The following is a 17,513-nucleotide window of genomic DNA, read 5'->3' on the forward strand; positions in this document are numbered from 1 at the left end:
TCGGGATCCTGCCGTCCCGGAAAGCGCATTGTGAACCATCCACGTTAAGAGCGCTCGCCTGGCCAGGGCCAGAGGCCGACGACGGTGATCCGACGCTGGCCGGAGCGGATGCGCTCGTGGCGCCATCTCTACCCCGTCGCTGCCGCGCCGGACCCCGTGGCGGTGCCAACAAGTCGTGACAATTCACACGCCCTCGGTACGGACGACGCCGGGCCCGCGCCGACGTGCGGCGCGGGCCCGGCGTACCGGTGATCCGTGGGATCAGGCCTGGCGGACGGCCTCGCCCTCGATCTCGATCTTGATCTTCTTGCCGACCAGCACGCCACCGGTCTCCAGGGTGACGTTCCAGGTCAGGCCGAACTCCTCGCGGTCGATCTCGGTGCTCGCGGAGAAGCCGAAGATGTCCTGGCCGAACGGGCTGCGACCCACGCCCTCGAACTCGACCTCCAGCTCCACCGGACGGGTGACGTCCTTGATCGTCAGCTCACCGGTGAGCACGAACTCGTTGCCGCGGCGGGACTTGACGCCGGTGCTGCGGAACTCCAGGGTCGGGTACTTCTCGACGTCCAGGAACTCGGGGCTGCGCAGGTGCGCGTCCCGGTCGCCCTGGGTGGTGTCGATGCTGGCACCCTGGATGGTGGCGACGACCGAGGACTGCAGCGGGTCCTCGGCGACGGTGATGGTGGCGGTCGCCTCCTTGAACTCACCGCGGACCTTGCTCACCATCATGTGCCGGGCGACGAAGCCGACCCGCTTGTGCGCCGCGTCCAGCACGTAGGTGCCGGCCGTCGGGATGGTGAGGCCGTCCCAGTCGCGGGTAACCGCATCGATGCTGCTGGTCATGCTGGTGTCCTCCAGAAGATTGTTTAGTAGCCCAACGACTGCTTGAGCAAATATAACCGCAACAACATTCCCTCTGTCAAGGACTGGTAGGGTTAACGAGTGACCAACGTGTTCGACGACCCCCGGATCACCGCGGTTGGCCTCCTCTACGAGGTCCACGCCGGGCTCTCGGCCCGGTTCGCCGCCCAACTCGAGGAGCACGACCTCTCCACGGTCGAGTTCGAGGTGATCACTCGACTGGCCCGCTCACCCGGTAACCAGCTGCGGATGACCGACCTCGCCGCGCAGACGTCACTGTCCACCAGCGGGGTGACCCGTGTGGTGGACCGGATGGAACGCGACGGGCTGCTCACCCGCCGAGCCTGCCCGAACGATCGCCGCAGCTCGTACGCGGTGGTCACCGCGGCCGGCATGCAGCGGCTCGACGAGACGCTGCCCGGCCATCTGCGGATCATCGAGCAGTGGTTCACCGGCCAGCTCGACCCCGAGGCTCTGGCGGCACTGCTCGACGGCCTGCGCCGAGTGCGGGACGCCGTCCATCCCGGTGCCACCGCCGGCAGCACCGACCAGGAAGTGGCCGACGACTGCGACCCGGCCTGACCGTTGACACCCGGGCCTGACCGACCGTGGCCGCCCGACCTCACCGGACGGCGGCCACCCGTGTCGCCAGCGGCGGTCGAGCCGTGTCGGGGCGACGTCCGGGCGGTCGACCGAGGCGTGCGGCGGGTGCCGGCAGCACCGGCAGAAAGACCGGCAGAACTGACTTTGCAGACCGGACAAACCTCTTGAAGAGCACCTTCCACCCCGGCAGCGGTGGCAGGCTTTCGTCCACCGGGGAATCACCGGGGGGTGACGGCGCGGGCGAACAGCGAGGGGTAGCACCAAGGGGGCTCTTCGCTCGCGCCACTCTCCATCGGGCCGGCCACCGACGGGCGCCCAACTAGCGCTCGACGGACCCGCCCCGCGCGGCCATCAGCGCATAGAGCAGCCCGGACTCCTGCGGCAGCAACCGGATGCCACTCTCCTCGCAGACCCGGTCGAGACGATCGAGAACCGCCGGGTCCGACGTGCTCGCGGCGAGGCCCACCAGCGCCTCCACCACGTCCCGCCGATCGTGACCGGCCTCGGCAGCGGCGGCGAACCACTCCGCCGCCAGTTCCCGGTCACCCCGGTGCAGTGCCAGGTTCCCCTCGATCAGCGCACAGATACCCGCCTCCGGCCCGCCCCAGGACAACACCGTGTCGTCCGAGCGCGGTCGCGGGAGTCCGACCCGCTCCACCCACTGCTGGCCCGCCACGACAACTGTCGCCTCGGCGCCCCCCGCGCGCAGCTCGGTCAGCACCTCGGTCGCCTCCGTGGCACGCCCGTCCTGCGCGAGCGCCAATCCGACCGTCCCGAGCACCCGCCGTCGATGCCCCGGGTCACCCAACTCGAACAGTGCCGACGCCGCGCGCCGGCCCTGGTCGACGGCATCGGCGTACCGGCCCTCCAGGCGGGACACCTCGGCCCGGTTGGCCCAGGCCAACACCCGCAACCGCTGCTCACCGCCCTCGGCGGCGAGCCGGTCCACGGCAGCCAGCCGACGGCGTGCCGCGCCCAGGTCACCGATGCGGATCTCGTGCCAGGCGAGGCTGTTCTGCGCCACCGCCAGCTCCCGGGTCCGCCCGTTGCGGGCGGCGAGCCGGAGCACCGCCTCGGCCTGCTCCCGGGCCTCGTCGTGCCCGCCGACGGTGGTCAGCAGCGCGCCGAGCACGCTGCGCGCCTCCAGCTCGCCGGTCACGTCGCCGGCCTGTCGGAACGCCTCCAACGCGGCCCGCGCCGTCGGCAACTCGTCGACCTCGGCACCGTGCTCGGCGGCGAGCCGGGCCACCCCGAGGCTGGCCCAGCCGCGAAGGATCGGGTCCGCGTCCGCGGTTCGGGGGTCGGCCAGCAACCGCCGCAGCCACTGCCGCCCGGCGACATCGCGCCCCCGGAAGCGCCACCAGCGGGGCAGGCAGGCCGCCAGACGGAGCGCGGTCAGCGGGTCGTCGGTGGCCGCGTGGGCCAGCGCCGTGCTGATGTCGCTGCTCACCTCGTCGAGCCGGTGCACGGCGTCGAGCATCCGGGGGCCGGCCAGGTCGGAGGCGGTCCGCGCCACGAGGCGGGCGACCACCTCCGCATGCCGACGCCGTACGCAGGTCAGCTCACCACTGCCCACGGCCTGCTCGATGGCGAAGTCACGAACCGCGTCGAGCAGGCGGAACCGGAACGGCCCGGTGCCGCGAACGCTCAGCAGGCCGAGCTCGACGAGGCGGTCCAGCAGCGGGACCGGATCGATGGCGACCGTACCGTCCCGGTCGGCCTCGTCGGCGAGCATCTCCTCGGCCAGCTCCACCGACCACCGGTTGCCGAACATGGCAAGCCGCCGCAGCGCGTCGCGCTCATCCGGCGCGAGCAGTCGGTAGCTGGTCGCCACCGCGTCCCGCAGGGTCACCGCCACCGCCGCCCGGGTGGCATCGGTGGCATACGGGCGGCGGGTGGCCGCCTCCGGCCCGTCCCAGCGGTTACGGGCCGCCGGGTCGGCCGAGGTGGTCAGGTCGAGCACGCGATCGCCGTACCGATCGAGCAGTTCGGTGAGGTCGAGCAACCGGCCCCGGGCGGCCATCAGCTCGATGGCCAGCGGCAGGCCGCCCAGCCGACGGACCAGGGCGGCCAACGCCGGCAGCTCGTCCGGAGTCGGCGGCTCCCGACGGACCTGGGCGAGCCGCGCGGTGAACAGCGCGACCGCCGGCCACGAGCCGAGCGTGGCCGGCCCGGAGTGCTCGGCGTCCGGCGGCGGCACCTCGAGCGGGGCTAACGGCCAGACCCGTTCACCGGGCAGCCCGACCGGGTGCCGTCCGGTGACCAGCACCCGCAACGACGGCAGCACGATGCCCAGCCGGTGCAGGGTCTCGGCCACCGGGCCGGGGGCGCGCTCGACCGCGTCCATGACCAGCAGTGCCGGCCGTCCGGCGAGCCGGGCGACGAGTTCCGGCAGCCGGGCCGCGCCGAGGACGGTCATCGTGGCGGCGAGCACGTCCGGTCCGTCCGAGCCCTCGCCGACCAGCACGCCGGCCACACCGCCCGGATGTGCGCGGGCGGCTGCGTGGGCAACGGCGAGCGCGAGCGCGGTCTTGCCGACCCCGGCCAGCCCGACCAGGCTCACCAGTCGGGGGCCGCGTTCCGCGGTCAGCATTCCGGCCAGCTCGGTGACGTCGCGGTCGCGGCCGATCAGGGCTACCGGTGGGGGGAGGGCCACCCGAGCGGCGGCCCGGGCGGCTCCGGCTGTGGACGTGACACCGGCGCCAACCCCGAGCGTGCCCGAGATGACGTCCGGCCGGGGCGACTCACCGCCGGCGGCGCCGCGGGCCGTCGCCAGGAACGCCGCCCGGGTCGCGCCGGCCAACTCCAACGCCGTGGCCAGCAACTCGACTGTGGTGCGCTGCGGCCGGACCGACCGGCCGCGCTCCAGGTCCCGCACCGTCCGCACGCCGACCCCGGCACGGGACGCCAGCTCCGCCTGAGTCAGGCCGGCCGCGCGCCGGTGCGCACGCAGCAGTTCCGGCAGCCCGCTACGACCGGCCGGGCTCCGCGACCGATCATGCTCCGGAGTCATGGCCACGAAGAGTACGGATCGACTCCGACCATCGGCAGTCGAACGTCGGTCTGCCGACGTCCGCTCGCCGAAAATCCGACAGCCGAACGGCTGGCCGGCCCACGACGGCAAGCCGGCGTCAGACAGCAAGCCGGCGTCGAACGGCCGGCCGGTGGCAGACGGCCGGCCGGTGGCGGGCAGGGAGAGGCGGAGCGGGACCGGGCCGCGTCCAGGTGTGGTGTGGGTGGTTCAGAGACCCAGGTCGCGGGCGATGATCATGCGCTGCACCTCGCTGGTGCCCTCGCCGATTTCCAGGATCTTGGAGTCCCGCCAGAACCGGGCGACCGGGTACTCGTTCATGAAGCCGTACCCGCCGTGGATCTGGGTCGCCTCCCGGGCGTTGTCCACCGCGATGGTGCTCGCGTGCAGCTTCGCGATGGCGGCCTGTCGCTTGAACGGCTCACCGGCCAGCATCCGGGCGGCGGCGTCGTAGTAGGCCAGCCGGGCGGTGTGCGCCTTCAGCTCCATGTCGGCGATCTTGAACTGGATGGCCTGGTTGGCGCCGATCGGGCGGCCAAACGCCTCCCGCTCCTGCGCGTACTTGATCGACTCGTCGACGCAGCCCTGCGCGAGGCCGACGGCCAGTGCGGCGATCGCGATCCGGCCCTCGTCGAGGATCCGCAGGAACTGGGCGAACCCTCGGCCGCGGGCACCGAGGAGGTTGGCGGCGGGCACCCGACAGTCGTCAAAGGTCAACTCGTGGGTGTCCGAGGCGGTCCACCCGACCTTGGAGTAACCGGGGGCCACCGTGAATCCGGGCGTACCGGTGGGCACGATGATCGTCGACAGCTCCTTGGAGCCGTCCGCGTTCATGCCGGTCACGGCGGTGACGGTGACCAGGGCCGTGATGTCGGTCCCCGAGTTGGTGATGAACGCCTTCGACCCGTTGATCACCCACTCGTCGCCGTCCAGCACGGCGCGCGTCTGGGTGCCGGCGGCGTCGGATCCGGTGCCCGGCTCGGTGAGACCGAAACCGGCCAGCGCCTCGCCGCTGAGCAGCTTGGGCAGCCAGGTCGCCTTCTGCTCCTCGGTGCCGAAGCGGTAGATCGGCATCGCGCCCAGTGAGACCGCCGCCTCCAGCGTGATAGCCACGCTGGAGTCGACCCGGGCCAACTCCTCCAGGGCCAGGCAGAGCGCGAAGTAGTCGCCGCCCATGCCGCCGTGCTCCTCGCCGAAGGGCAGGCCGAACAGGCCCATCTTGCCCATCTGCCGGATCACCTCGTACGGGAAGGTGTGCTGCTCGTAGTGCTCGGCGATGACCGGGGCGACCACCTCGCGGGCGAAGTCCCGCACGCTCTCCCGCAGCGCCGTTTGTTCGTCGGTGAGCCGGAAGTCCATCTCATCCTCCTGTGTGGACGGCCGCCCCGGCGCTCGTGACGCCGCAGGCGGATCGCTGTGGGGGTGGGGCGAGGGTCAGACCGGGGTCACGCCGTGCCGACGCCGGGAGAAGTGCCGGTCCTTGGTACGCGCAGCGGCGAAGCGGCGGACCAGCTCGCCACGCAGGTCGTGCGGCTCGACGATGGCGTCCACCACCAGCTCGCTGGCGAGCCGGACGACGTCGATGTCCTGCTCGTACTCGGCCCGCTTGGCGGCCACGAAGGCGGCCCGCTCGTCCGCGTCCTCGATCGCCGCGATCTTGTTGGCGTAGACGGCGTTCACGGCGGCCTCGGCGCCCATCACCGCGATCTTCGCGGTGGGCAGCGCGATTGTCGCGTCCGGCTCGAAGCCGGGGCCGGCCATCGCGTACAGGCCGGCGCCGTACGCCTTACGGACCACCACGCAGATCTTCGGGACGGTCGCCTCTGAGATCGCGGTGATCATCTTGGCGCCGTGCCGGATGATGCCCTGCTTCTCCACGGCGCTGCCGACCATGAAGCCGGGTACGTCGCTGAGGAAGAGCAGCGGCACGTTGAACGCGTCGCAGAGCTGCACGAACCGGGTCGCCTTGTCGGCCGAGTCGACGAAGAGCACGCCGCCCTTGAACATCGAGTTGTTGCCGAGCACGCCGACGACCTGGCCGTCGAGGCGGCCGAACCCGATGGTCAGCTCCTTGGCCCACAGCGCCTGGATCTCGAAGAAGGAGCCCTCGTCGAGCAGGCCCTTGACGTACCGCCGCATGTCGAACGCCTGCCGCTCGCTGGCCGGCACGAGCGCGGCCAGGTCGGCCTTCGCGGGCGCGGCGACCGCCGGCGCGGCCGGCGGCGCCTGGGTCCAGTTCGCGGGCAGGTACGACAGGTAGGTCTTCACCACGTCGAGCGCGTCGGCCTCGGTCTTGCAGAGGAAGTGCCCGACGCCGGACTCGGCGGTGTGCACCTTGGCGCCGCCCATCGCCTCCAGGGTGGTCTTCTCCCCGGTGACCATCTCGACCATCCGGTCGGAGCCGAGATACATGCTCGCGTTGCCGTCGACCATGGCGACCACGTCGCAGAACGCCGGAATGTACGCCCCACCGGCGGCGCTCGGGCCGAACAGCGCGCAGACCTGCGGGATCGAACCCGAGGCGCGGACCTGGTTCCAGAAGATCTTGCCGGCGCCACGCCGGCCGGGGAAGAGGTCGACCTGGTCGGTGATCCGGGCGCCGGCGGAGTCGACCAGGTAGACCATCGGCACGCCGGCGCCGTACGCCCGCTCGATGATCCGGATGATCTTCTCGACGGTCCGGGCGCCCCAACTGCCGGCCTTGACGGTGGAGTCGTTGGCCATCAGGCAGACCTGCCGCCCGTCGATGGTGGCGGTGCCGGTGACCACGCCGTCGGCGGGCAGCCCGTCGGCGAGCGCGTTGGCGTAGAGGCCGTCCTCGACGAACGAACCCTCGTCGACCAGCAGCGCGACGCGTTCGCGGGCGAAGAGCTTGCCCTTGGCCTCGTTGGCCGCGTGGTATTTGTCCGCGCCGCCGGACCGGGCCCGCTTGCGCAGTTGCTCCAGCGCCTCACCGTCGAGCGTCACGCCGACTCCCTCGCCCGTACTGACCTGAACGATCGTTAGGCTATCGCATTCGCGCACCTCCCGGCGACCCACGACCGGCCGACGCTTCTTCGAACGAAACATTGAAATCTATTAATCTCTGTGGATAGGCTCCTGGCACCCCCTCCCGGATAAGGAGTCAGCGATGACCTCACGACTCGGTCGGCTCGCCGTCGCGTTTGTCGCGACGGCAGTTGCCACGCTCGGCGTCACGGTCGCCAACCCCGCGCCCGCGTCCGCCGCGATGACCATCTGCTACAACACCAGCCAGGCAGGCGCCTACGCCGGCACCGCCAACCAGGCCGCCTCGATCTGGAACAACGCCACCACGAACCTGACGCTTACCGCGAACTGCGGCTCCAACCTGCGGATCTACCAGATCACCGGCGGCGGCTCCTACGCCGTGCGGACCAGCCTCGGCAACGGCCGGGTCTACATCGACACCCAGCAGGCGGCGCAGTACAGCCCGCTGCGGATCATGACCCACGAGATCGGGCACATCCTCGGCCTGCCGGACAACTACAACGGCAACTGCGCGATCCTGATGTCCGGCGGCAGCGCCGGCACCAGCTGCACCAACCCGTACCCGAGCACCGCCGAGGCGAACCGGGTGAGCAGCCTCTTCGCCGGCACCCTCAGCGCCACCGAGCGCAGCGCCGGCCGCAGCGCGGACATCTTCCGGGACAGCTGGCCGAGCGTGCTCACCCCGGTGAGCTGACCGACCTGGCACGAACGAAGGGGCCGGCGTGTTCGCCGGCCCCTTCGTCGCGTCCTCAGCTCGGCGTCGGCGTCAGCCGGGTACGCGGGCCCGCCCGCAGCACACCGGACGGAAGCTTCTTGCCGAGCAGCTCCTCGGCCAGCTCGGCCACCTCGATCAGGGCAGCCAGGTCGATGCCGGTGTCGACGCCCATGTCGTGCAGCATGTGCACGGCCTCCTCGGTGGCGAGGTTGCCACTGGCCCCCGGGGCGTACGGGCAGCCGCCCAGGCCGCCGACGCTGGCGTCGAACTCGGTCACCCCCAGCTCCAGCGCGGTCAGCAGGTTGGCCAGCGCCGTACCCCGGGTGTTGTGGAAGTGCAGCAGCACCGGCACGTGCGCGTTGCGGTCGCGTACCGCGGTCAGCAGGTCACGGACCCGACGCGGAGTGGCCATGCCGGTCGTGTCGCCGAACGCCACCCGGTCCGCGCCGTCGCGGACCACGCGGTCGACGATGCCGGCGACCCGCCACGGGTCGATGTCCCCCTCGTACGGGCACCCGAAGCTGGTCGCCACGATCACCTCGACCCGCGCGGACGCCCCGTGCAGGAGGTCGATCAGCTCGGCGATGTCGTCCAACGACTCGTCGGTCGAGCGGTTGACGTTGCGCCGGTTGTGCGTGTCGCTGGCCGACACCACCACCTCGATCTCGGTGAACCCGGCGGCCAGGGCCCGCTGCGCGCCCCGGGTGTTCGGCACCAGCGCCGAGTAGCGCACCCCGTCGGCCTTCGTGGCCCGCCGCCACACCTCGTCGGCGTCGGCCATCTGCGGGATCGCCAACGGGTGCACGAACGACACCGCCTCGATCCGGCGTACGCCGGTGCCGGAGAGCGCGTCGAGCAGCCGCACCTTCGCGTCGACGGGAATCGGCTCCTCGTTCTGCAGCCCGTCCCGCGGCCCGACCTCACGAATCGACACGAAATCTGGCAGTTCAGCCAAGGGGTCACCTCACTGTGACAGAGCTGTGCTGGGGTTCTCCCAGCATGCCACCCCCCAGTGTCGATCAAGAGGTTCGCGTCATCCGGGACCGAAATCCTGACGCGAACCTCTTGATCAACGATGACGTCGGGGTCAGCGCATGCGGGAGACGATGCCGGTGTCGTACGCGCCGCTGAGGAACTCCTCGTTCTCCAGCAGCTCGGCGAAGAAGGGGAGGTTGTTCTTCGGGCCTTCGATCTGGAAGGCGGCCACCGCCGCCTTCGCGCGCTCCAACGCCTCTTCGCGGGTGTCGCCGCTGACGATCAGCTTGGCCATCAGGCTGTCGTAGAACGGGGTGACCGTGTTGCCGCCGGTGTAGCCGGAATCCACCCGGACGCCCGCACCCGTGGGCTCCACCCAGGTCTTCACCACGCCGGGGCCGGGCAGGAAGCGCTTCGGATCCTCCGCGTTGATCCGCATCTCGATCGCGTGCCCGCTCGGCGTCAACGCGTCCGGGTCGAACGTCGGCGCCAGCCCGGACGCCACCCGCAACTGCTCCTCCACCAGGTCGATCCCGTAGACGTACTCGGTCACCGGGTGCTCCACCTGCAACCGCGTGTTCATCTCCAGGAAGAAGAACTCGTTCGTGGTCGGGTCGAGCAGACACTCGACAGTTCCCGCGTTGCGGTAACCCACGGCCTCACCGGCGCGCACCGCCGCGGCCAGGAAACGCTGCCGCAGCTCCGGCGAGACCGCCGGGGACGGCGACTCCTCGACCAGCTTCTGGTTGCGCCGCTGCACCGAGCACTCCCGTTCGCCGAGCGCCACCACCCGACCGTCGGCCAGGCCGAGGATCTGCACCTCCACGTGGCGCACCCGGGGGAAGTACCGCTCGATCAACACCGAGCCGTCACCGAACATCCGCTCGGCGAACGCGCGCACCTTGTCGTACTCGGAGCGCAGCGCTGCCTCGTCGACGGCCACGCCCATGCCCATGCCCCCGCCACCCGCGGCGGCCTTGACCATCACCGGGTAGCCGATCTCCGCAGCGGCGGCGACCGCCGCGTCCAGGTCGGCGGCCGGGTCGGTGGTGCCGGGCGCGACCGGGACGCCGGCCGCCGCCATCAGGTTCCGGGCATTGATCTTGTCGCCCATCGCGGTGATCGCGTCCGCGCCGGGCCCGACCCAGATCAGCCCGCTCGCCTCGACGGTACGGGCGAACTCGGCGTTCTCCGACAGGAACCCGTAGCCGGGGTGGATGGCCTGTGCGCCGGTCGACTTCGCGGCGGCGAGGATCGCCTCGACGTTGCGGTAGCTCTGGGCCGGGTTCGGCGGGCCGATGAGAACGGCCTCGTCCGCCTCGGCGACGAAGGGCAGGTCGGCGTCGGCCTCCGAGTACACCGCGATCGCGCGGATGCCGAGCCGCTTGGCGGTCCGGATGACCCGGCGGGCGATCTCGCCCCGATTGGCGACCAGCAGTGACTCGATCATGTTTCCTCCCGGCGTCCGGATGGTGGGACGATGCCAGGGAACCACGACCGGCCCACTCCTGACGAGCCGGGGCTCAGGCGAGCAGCGCGGCCAGGGCTCAGGCGAGCAGCGCGGCCAGGGTGGCGCCGCGCAGCAGCTCGGCGCGACGCCGACGGTCCACCTCGCCGCCCAGGAACGGGGTCGAGTTCATCAGGCCGAACGCGGCGTGCGCCAGCACCCGCGCCTCACCGTCGGGCATGCCCGGGTGCAGCGCGGTCAGCACCGTCACCCACTCCTCGACGTACATCCGCTGCAGGCGGCGGATCCGTCGTCGCGGCTCCTCCGGCAGGCGGTCCAGCTCGTGCAGGTGCAGTGCGATCACCGCCGGGTTGGCCAGCGCGAACTCGACGTGGAAGTCGATCAGCGACTCCAGCGCGCTGCGCGGGTCGTCCGGATGCCCGGCGGCGCGTTCCCGGCCGCCGGCCAACAGCCCCTCGCTGACCGGGATCAGCGCGGCGGCCAGCATGGCCTCCTTGCCGGCGAAGTGGTGGTAGAGCGCGGGGCCGGTCACCCCGGCTGCCGCACCGATGTCGTCCATCGACACGCCGTGATAGCCACGGGCGGCGAACAGACCGACCGCGATCTCCAGGATCTCGTCCTTGCGGGACCGGCGCCGGCCCGCACCCGCCGCACCCCGTGCCTGCTGTTCCACCGTCACGGGGCAAGCGTAGACCGCGAGCCGACCGCGGTGGGGCGGCGGTTACCGGTCGGTTGCGTGCGCCACGCCACCGGTCGGCCCCCGCTCGGGCGGGGGCCGACCGGTCGGGGAAGAGGTCTACTCGTCCGGGTCGAGGTCGTGCTCCGCGCGCAGCGCGGCGGCCTCCGTGGGTCGATCCAGCAGGTCCAGGGCGCGGGCCAGCAGCCAGGCCGTCTGGCGGACCGGCCGCGAGCCGGCCGGGAGCCCACCGAGTACGCGGCGCAGCAGCGGCTCCGCCTCGGCCGGCCGGTCCAGGCGCAGCAGCAGCTCACCGACGAGAATCTCGACCTGGGCCGCCTCGCCGAACGCCTCGATCGACCGGAGCCGGTCCGGCACCCCGGCGAGCCGGTTCAGCGCCTCGTCCGGCCGCCCCTCCCCGACCAACACCCGCGCACCGGCCTCGGCCGCCATCGCCAGCTCGTACGTCACCGGCGGCTCCGGCTCCGGCTGCCCGGCCAACGCGGCCGCCAACCCGTCCACCAGCTCGATGGTCCGGACCGCCGCCGGTCGGTCGTCGGACCAGAACCAGGCGTACGCCTCCCTCCGGCGGGCACGCAGCTCGTCCAACGGCAGGTCGGCCAGCCGGTACGCCGTGGCGGCGGCGGCGAACCGCTCGGCGGCAACCGCGTCCCGGTCGGCGTCGTAGAGGATCCCGCCGGCCTCCTCCAGCACCTGCGCCCGGTGCGGGAGGTTGTCCGGGCCGTCCAGGTTGGTGGACAACTGCTCCAGCAGGGCCAGCGCCGGATCGATCTCGCCGAGCCCGGCGTACACGCCGGCCAGCAGGTGCCGACAGCGGTCGGCCTCCGCCTGGGCGCCCAGCCGGTCCAGGCCGAGCACGGCCTCCTCGGCGACCTCGGCCGCCTCGGCGAGCCGGCCCACCATCCGGTACGCGTTCGCCAGCTCCCAGCGCAGGAACGCGTCCCCCTCGGCGCCGCGCTCCACGCAGAGCGTCACCGCCTCGACGAAATCGTCCACCGCGTCGGCGGGCCGACCGGCGGAGAGCAGCGCCCGCGCGCGGGCGACCCGGACGGGCAGCTCCGCGTCCGCCGGCGCCACCCGCAGCGCCTCGTCGCAGGCGGCCACCGCCTCCGCCGGGTCGTCGACCGTCCGCGCCCAGGCCAGGCAGGCCGCCGTGAGCAGTTCACCGATGCCCAGCTCACGACCAATGCCGCGAGCCTCCTCGGCGGCGGCGCGGGCCTCGTCGACGCGGTCGGACTGCTCCAGCAGGTGTGCCCGGTGCAGCGCGATCCGAGCCGCCAGGTGCCGGTCGCCACCCGCGTCGGCCGGTGCCCGGTCCAGCGCCGCGAGGGCGTCCGCCCATCGTTGCTGGTGCAGCAGCGCCAACGCCAGCCGGTCGTGCCCCGCGGCCCGCTGCCGGGCGTCACCGAGCCGGTCCAGCACCTCGGCGGCCTCCCGAACCAGCGCGAGCCCCTCCTCGGCGTGCTCGTCGTCCCTGGTCAGCAGCACGCCGAGCCGCCCGGCGACCACCTGGGCGGGCACCTCCTCGCCCGCCGAGCGGTACAGGTCCAGCGCCGCCCGGTTCAACTCGACCGCGCCCTCGATGTCGTCCTCGTCGCCGCGCTCGGCGGCCCGCAGCGCCAGCCGGTGCGCGACCGTACGCGCCGGCAGGTCGGCGGAGCCGAACCGGTCGTCGCACGCGGCCAGCGCCGCCTGGAACGTGGCCCGGTCGTGTCGGCCCCAGCTCTCCTCGGCGAGGGTCAGCAGCTCGTCCGCGTCGGCCTCGGCGGGCAGGGTGACGGCGGGCGCCTCGGCCCGATCCCGGCCACCTCGGTCGACGGACGCGGGCATGCCCGCACCGAGCGCGACGGTTGGATCGGCCGGACGGCGGCGGACGCTCGCGGAGAGCGGCAGGTGCTCGCCACTGGGCCGGACGGCGAGCCGGCGGGCGATCCACTCCGACTGGTGCGTGGTGCCGTTGCGGGCGTCGAAGCGGGCGGCCAGCGCGGTCGCGGTCCCGGCCAGCTCGTCGGCCAGCGTCGGCGCGGGCACCTCGGCGGCCGGCCGGCCCTCGGCGGCCCGGCGGTACACCGTCGCCGCACCAGCCTGACGCAGCGCGGCCGCGGCGGTCGCCGCGAAGTGCATGGCGGCGGCCGGCGACGGCGGCCGGTCCAGCCAGTCCAGGTGCCGCTCGACCAGCTCGACCGCCCGCGCCTCGTTGCCGGTCAGCGTGCAGAACTCGATGTGGTCGCCGATGTCCCACAGGTCGGCGAGGTTGCCGCGCAGCTTGCGGTACGCCTCCCGGTGCGCGTCGCGCGCCGACTCACCTCGGCCGGTACGCAGATAGGGCAGAAGGAGCGCCGTGAGGATCGCCTGCGGCTGCTCGGTGCAGGTCAGTCTGCCGGCGAGCACCGGCTCGGCCAGTGCCACCGCCTCGGCGTCCCGCCCGGTGTCGGCGAGGTAGCCCACCTGACTCGTCGGGTCACAGCCGGCGCAGTCGGACAGCTCGTCGCGGGGTGTGGTCTGCCAGAGCCGGTACCAGTGCGCGGCGGCCTCGGCGTCGCCCACGTGGTCGGCGACCCGGAACCGGTGCTTGTGGACGGTCTGCAGGCTGTGCCCGCCGGCCCGGTAACGCCGCTCCATGTCGTCGAGCACCGCGTACGTGCGGTCCAGCGGCACCTCGGGGAACTTCAGCAGGCCGGACACCATGTACTTGAAGTGCCACAGCAACTGGTGCAGGTGGCGCTGGTGGTAGGGCTGCGGGTCGCGGTCGAACTCGGACAGGCACCAGGAGAAGGTCACGAACGACTTCGCCGGCTCACCGCCGTAGACGTACCCGGTGGTGGCCTGCATCCGGGTGACGAAGGCGAGGTGCCGGTCGTCGGCGGCGTCGACCCGGCGCAGCAGTTGCTCCAGCGCGGCGATCTGCCCCGCCCCGTACGGCATGTCGGCGATGCCACGCAGCACCCGCCACAGGTCCTCGTCGCTCATGGTCACTCCCGTCCCGGCACGGCCCGGCCGAGCAGGCCGAGGAAGGAATCGTTCAGCAGCGCGGCGTCGGCAGCGCGGATCGGATGGTGGCCGAGCAGCAGCGCCTGCCCGTACAGCGCCTCGATGGCGAGGCCGACCAGCTCCGGGTCGCCAAGCATCGTGACCCGCCGGACCAGCGGGTTGCGGTGGTTGAGCACCAGTTGCGGGCGGTCCGGTGGGGCGGTGGCGGCGAGCGCGTCGAGCACTCCGCCCCACAGCTCGTCGGCGCGGTCGCGGCTGGCGGCGAGCTGGTCGTTGAACGCCGCCGACCGGCTGACCAGGTAGAGCGCGGGCAGCGAGACCGGGTCGTACGCCCGGATGACCACCTCGCAGCCGGACCGTTCGACGGCCCGCTGCGCGGCGGTGAGGAACGGCCGCAGCGCCAGTTCGACCTGCGGGTCGAGAGCCTCGAACCGGGTGGTGAGGTCGCTCGGCTCCAGCCGTTCGATAAGCACCGACCGGTCCACCGCCGGCAGCCGCTCGATCAGCTCGGTGTCGTACGTGTAGCCGGCGTTCACCACCGCCAGGTCCTGTGCGGCGGCCACGGCGGCGAGTTGGCGGAACTCGTCGAGGCTGGCCGCGTAGCGGAGCACCCCGTGGCGTTCGCGGAACTCGGCGAGCGTGAGCGTGCCGACGTTGGTGTCCATCGGCCACCACCTGTCGACCAGCCGGAGCATCTCGTCGTCGTGCAGCGCCAGCGCCTTCACGCCGAGGTGGTGCACCTGGAGGAACTCGGCCAGCCGGTGCGGGTCGTGTCGCGCCAGCCGGACCAGCCAGCCGCGTACCTGGTCGCCGAGCGCCTCCCGGGTCGCGGTGAGCAGGGTGTCCTCGTAGAGGGCCTCGCGGCTGGCCGTCGGGCGCAGCTCGGTCGCGTCGACCACGCAGTGCGCGAAGAACGCCCAGTCCGGCAGCAGGCTGTCGGCGTTCTCGGTGAGCAGCATCCGCTTGAGGTAGACGCGGTGCCCGGCCCGGGCCGCCGGGTTCACCGGGGTGGGCAGGATGACGGCGACACCGGTCAGCCCGGCCTCCGGCACGGCCAGCGGCAGCACGTCGAACGGCTCCACGCCGAGCGTCTCCCGGGCGTACCTGATCAGCGCCGCGCGGTCGAGCGGTGCCCCCGGCGCGGTCGCCCACGGGGGTTCGCCGGTGGTGGTGACCGTGTCGCCGACCCGGACGGTGACCGGCAGCAGCGAGCCGAAGAGCCGCGCCAGGTCGGTGACGGTCGGGGTGGCGAACCACTGGTCGGCGTCGCGGCGGGGCACCAGCGTGACAGTGGTGCCCGGCTCGACGCGGGCGGCCTCCGGCGGTGCCACGGTCACGGCGTAGCGGCCGTCGGCGTACCCGGTCCACCGGACCGTGGGGTTGTCGCCGTGCCGGGTGAGCACCTGGATCTCGTCGGCGACCAGGAAGCAGGAGAGCAGGCCGATGCCGAACTGGCCGAGGAACTCGTGCCGGGAGAAGCCCAGCTCGTCGCGTTTGGAGCTGCGGCCGATGGTGGCCAACAGCTCGTGCACCTGCGCCTCGGTCAGGCCGACGCCGGTGTCGTGCACCCGCAGGGTGCCGTCGCCGGTGATCTCCGGCGGCTCGATGCGGACCAGCGCCGGTGCGTCCGGCTCGGTCGTACGCCGGGCGGTGATCGCGTCCACGGCGTTCTGGAGCAGCTCACGGACGTAGACCCGTGGGCTGCCGTAGAGGTGATGGCTGAGCAGGTCGACCACGCCACGCAGGTCGACCTGGAAAGTGTGGTCCACGCCTGAGTTCTCCCCGGTCCCGATGCCGGCGCCCACCGTACCGATGATCACCGACGGCCCGCGTCCCCCTTTCGCCCGGCGGCTTGACCCTCGACCCGGTCGAGAGGGCACGTTCGGCGGCATGACCTCCTCCGCTCTGGGCCGGGATTTCCGGCTGCTCTGGTCCGCCGCCGTCTCGTCCCGGCTCGGGGACGCGCTGCGCACGCCGGCGCTGGCCCTGCTGGCCGCGACACTGACCCGCGACCCTCGGATCATCGCGGCGGTCACCGTGGCCGGGCAGCTTCCGCCGCTGCTCTTCGGCCTGCTCGGCGGCGTGTACGCGGACCGCTGGGACCGCCGACGGACGATGGCCTGCATCGACGGCGTACGCGCGGCGGTGGTGGCGGCGCTGGCCGTGGCGGTCGTCCTCGACCGGGCTGCCGTCGTGACGCTGCTGGCGGCCGCTTTCCTCCTCGCCGCGTTGGGCACCCTCTTCGACTCGGCCTCGTTCGCGCTGCTGCCCACGGTCGTGTCGCCGGCCGCGCTGCCCCGGGCGAACGGAAGGCTCCAGGCGGGGAGCGCGGTGGCCGGCGGCTTCCTCGGTGCGCCGGCCGCCGGTGTCCTCTTCGCCACCGCCCCCGCGCTGCCGTTCGCCCTGGACGCCGTCACCTTCGCGGTGGCGGCCCTGCTCGTGCTGGCCCTCACTCCGACGCCCGCCGTGGTCACCGGGCCGACCGTTGGACGCCTGTCGGTGTGGAGCGAGATCACCGAGGGGATGCGCTGGCTGCGCGGCGACCGGACACTGTGGCGGGTCACCCTGCTGGCCGCCGCGAGCAACCTGGCGATCAGCGGTCTGATGGCGGTGATGGTGCTCTACGCGCTGGACGTGCTGCGCGTGCCGCCGGCCGGATACGGACTGTTCGCGGCGGGCGCCATTGTCGGCGGCGTGGGCGGGGCGCTCGGGGCGGGCCGGCTCGCCGCCCGGCTCGGCACGGTGCCCGCGCTGCGGGCGGTGCTCGCCGTGCAGACCGTCGCGCTGGTCGTGTTCGCGCTGGCCCGGCAACCGGTGCCGGGCGGGATCGCGCTGGCCGTCTTCGCCGCCGGCACCGTCGTGTGGAACAGCCTGTCGGCGTCGTACGGGCAGCGGCACGTGCCGGGCGGGCTGCTCGGTCGGGTGGGTGCCGCGCAGCGGATGGTCGGGCTGCTCACCGCACCCGTCGGCGCGGCGGTCGCCGGGCTGGCCGCCGCCGCGTACGGGACGGTGCCGGTGGCGGGCGCCGCGGCCGGCACGTTCGCGCTGGTCACGCTGGCGGCGTGGCGAACGCTGCGGCCGGTCGCGTCGGTGTCGCCGGTGGTCGCCCCCACCGACGACAGCACAGCACCCCAGCCGTCGCGCTGAGCAGCACGTCGTGCAC

General features: G+C 72.8%; 12 protein-coding genes. 3 read left to right on the forward strand and 9 right to left on the reverse strand.

The window, feature by feature from the left end:
* Positions 1 to 261: 261 nt before the first annotated feature.
* Positions 262 to 843: a YceI family protein gene (locus ACFYPR_RS15175; protein ID WP_354854915.1), complete on the reverse strand. Its 582-nt coding sequence runs from the start codon at positions 841 to 843 to the stop codon at positions 262 to 264.
* 99 nt (positions 844 to 942) lie between these two features.
* Here ACFYPR_RS15175 and ACFYPR_RS15180 point away from each other — a divergent pair, with 99 nt between their 5' ends.
* Complete coding sequence (locus ACFYPR_RS15180) at positions 943 to 1,443, forward strand: MarR family transcriptional regulator (RefSeq protein WP_354854913.1); 501 nt, start codon at positions 943 to 945, stop codon at positions 1,441 to 1,443.
* 340 nt (positions 1,444 to 1,783) lie between these two features.
* Here ACFYPR_RS15180 and ACFYPR_RS15185 read toward each other — a convergent pair whose 3' ends face one another.
* The 3 genes from ACFYPR_RS15185 to ACFYPR_RS15195 form a co-directional block, all read right to left on the reverse strand.
* Complete coding sequence (locus tag ACFYPR_RS15185; RefSeq protein ID WP_387180876.1) at positions 1,784 to 4,477, reverse strand: ATP-binding protein; 2,694 nt, start codon at positions 4,475 to 4,477, stop codon at positions 1,784 to 1,786.
* Between the two features lie 228 nt (positions 4,478 to 4,705).
* A complete protein-coding gene (locus tag ACFYPR_RS15190) occupies positions 4,706 to 5,854 on the reverse strand; it encodes an acyl-CoA dehydrogenase family protein (RefSeq protein ID WP_387260434.1) in 1,149 nt (382 codons plus the stop codon).
* A 75-nt stretch (positions 5,855 to 5,929) separates the two neighbouring features.
* On the reverse strand, positions 5,930 to 7,462 hold the full coding sequence (locus ACFYPR_RS15195; RefSeq protein WP_354854908.1) for an acyl-CoA carboxylase subunit beta: 1,533 nt from the start codon (positions 7,460 to 7,462) through the stop codon (positions 5,930 to 5,932).
* A gap of 163 nt (positions 7,463 to 7,625) precedes the next feature.
* On the opposite strand from ACFYPR_RS15195, the gene ACFYPR_RS15200 reads away from it, so the two are divergent.
* The gene (locus tag ACFYPR_RS15200; RefSeq protein ID WP_387180872.1) at positions 7,626 to 8,198 is read left to right on the forward strand and encodes a snapalysin family zinc-dependent metalloprotease; all 573 of its coding nucleotides are present in this window, start codon (positions 7,626 to 7,628) and stop codon (positions 8,196 to 8,198) included.
* A gap of 55 nt (positions 8,199 to 8,253) precedes the next feature.
* Here ACFYPR_RS15200 and ACFYPR_RS15205 read toward each other — a convergent pair whose 3' ends face one another.
* From ACFYPR_RS15205 to ACFYPR_RS15225, 5 genes are all read right to left on the reverse strand, one after another.
* Complete coding sequence (locus ACFYPR_RS15205; protein WP_387181466.1) at positions 8,254 to 9,165, reverse strand: hydroxymethylglutaryl-CoA lyase; 912 nt, start codon at positions 9,163 to 9,165, stop codon at positions 8,254 to 8,256.
* A gap of 141 nt (positions 9,166 to 9,306) precedes the next feature.
* Positions 9,307 to 10,644 (reverse strand): biotin carboxylase N-terminal domain-containing protein, encoded by a 1,338-nt coding sequence (locus ACFYPR_RS15210; protein WP_355063296.1) that lies wholly within the window; start codon positions 10,642 to 10,644, stop codon positions 9,307 to 9,309.
* A 97-nt stretch (positions 10,645 to 10,741) separates the two neighbouring features.
* Complete coding sequence (locus ACFYPR_RS15215) at positions 10,742 to 11,341, reverse strand: TetR/AcrR family transcriptional regulator (RefSeq protein ID WP_355063298.1); 600 nt, start codon at positions 11,339 to 11,341, stop codon at positions 10,742 to 10,744.
* A 117-nt stretch (positions 11,342 to 11,458) separates the two neighbouring features.
* Complete coding sequence (locus tag ACFYPR_RS15220) at positions 11,459 to 14,329, reverse strand: hypothetical protein (protein WP_355063300.1); 2,871 nt, start codon at positions 14,327 to 14,329, stop codon at positions 11,459 to 11,461.
* A gap of 2 nt (positions 14,330 to 14,331) precedes the next feature.
* Positions 14,332 to 16,119, reverse strand: a complete 1,788-nt coding sequence (locus ACFYPR_RS15225; protein WP_355063302.1) for an HSP90 family protein — start codon at positions 16,117 to 16,119, stop codon at positions 14,332 to 14,334.
* Between the two features lie 121 nt (positions 16,120 to 16,240).
* On the opposite strand from ACFYPR_RS15225, the gene ACFYPR_RS15230 reads away from it, so the two are divergent.
* On the forward strand, positions 16,241 to 17,497 hold the full coding sequence (locus ACFYPR_RS15230) for an MFS transporter (RefSeq protein ID WP_355063304.1): 1,257 nt from the start codon (positions 16,241 to 16,243) through the stop codon (positions 17,495 to 17,497).
* Positions 17,498 to 17,513: the final 16 nt, after the last annotated feature.

The organism is Micromonospora sp. NPDC005254, assembly GCF_042872525.1.
GTDB lineage: Bacteria > Actinomycetota > Actinomycetes > Mycobacteriales > Micromonosporaceae > Micromonospora.